At 62.9% G+C, this 1358-nt stretch carries 1 protein-coding gene; it reads left to right on the top strand.

The genetic code is table 11. The features are described 5' to 3' along the window. Positions 1 to 101 precede the first annotated feature (101 nt). Positions 102 to 1310 (top strand): methionine adenosyltransferase, encoded by a 1209-nt coding sequence (gene metK / locus ACODSN_RS16360; RefSeq protein ID WP_489056547.1) that lies wholly within the window; start codon positions 102 to 104, stop codon positions 1308 to 1310. Positions 1311 to 1358: the final 48 nt, after the last annotated feature.

Below are 1358 nucleotides of genomic sequence, written 5' to 3'. Positions count from 1 at the left end.
TTGCTTCTGCTTGGCATTGCTTTGGGGTGGGTCAGGCGCTATCGAGGCACATAAACATTTCTTTATATCGTTATTCTGCGTCTCTATTTTGCGGGAGTCCCATGCGCCAAAATTATCTCTTCACCTCGGAATCGGTTTCCGAAGGCCATCCCGACAAGGTTGCAGACCAGATTTCGGACGCGATCGTCGATCTGTTCCTGTCCAAGGATCCCGAAGCGCGCATCGCCTGCGAAACGCTGACGACGACGCAACTGGTGGTCCTGGCCGGCGAAATCCGCTGCAAGGGCGTCTATGAGGATGGCGAGTGGGCGCCCGGCGCGCAGGCTGAGATCGAACAGACGGTCCGTGAAACCGTCAAGCGCATCGGCTATGAGCAGGACGGCTTCCACTGGGAAAGCTTCCGCTTCGAGAATAATCTGCACGCCCAGTCCGCCCACATCGCCCAGGGTGTCGACGCCAGCGGCAACAAGGATGAAGGCGCCGGCGATCAGGGCATCATGTTCGGCTTCGCCTGCGACGAGACGCCCGACCTGATGCCCGCCACGCTCTATTTCAGCCACCGCATCCTGCACCGCATGGCGCAGGACCGGCATTCGGGCGCGGCCCCCTTCCTGGAACCGGACGCCAAGAGCCAGGTCACGCTGCGCTTCGAGAATGGCAAGCCGGTCGCCGCGACCGCGATCGTCGTCTCGACCCAGCATGGCAAGGGCTATGACGAAGGCGAGAAGGAGGCGGAACTGCACGCCTATGTTCGTCAGGTCGTCGCCGACATCCTGCCGCCCGAGCTGCTGAGCGACGAGACCGTCTATCACATCAACCCGACCGGCAGCTTCGAGATCGGCGGGCCGGATGGCGACGCGGGCCTGACTGGCCGCAAGATCATCGTCGACACCTATGGCGGCGCCGCGCCCCATGGCGGCGGCGCATTCAGCGGCAAGGACCCGACCAAGGTCGATCGTTCGGCCGCCTATATCACGCGTTATCTCGCCAAGAATATCGTCGCCGCCGGTCTCGCCACCCGCTGCACCATCCAGCTCGCCTATGCGATCGGCGTCGCCAAGCCGCTGTCGCTCTATGTCGATACCCATGGCACCGGAACCGTGAGCGACGATGCGATCGAAGCGGCGATCGGCAAGATCGCCAAGCTCGGCGGCATGACCCCGCGTGGCATCCGTACCCATCTGGGCCTCAACAAGCCGATCTACCAGCGCACCGCCGCCTATGGCCATTTCGGCCGCGACCCCGAAGGCGACTTCTTCCCGTGGGAAAAAACCGACCTCGTCAGCGACCTTAAGGCCGCGCTCGCCTGAACTGATCGCCGCAGAAACAAAAAGGCGCCGGAAGCAAACTCCGGCGCC

Source organism: Sphingobium sp. FG11 (assembly GCF_057809915.1).
The sequence above is the reverse complement of the archived record's forward strand: the minus strand, read 5'-3'. Positions and strand labels throughout refer to the sequence as shown.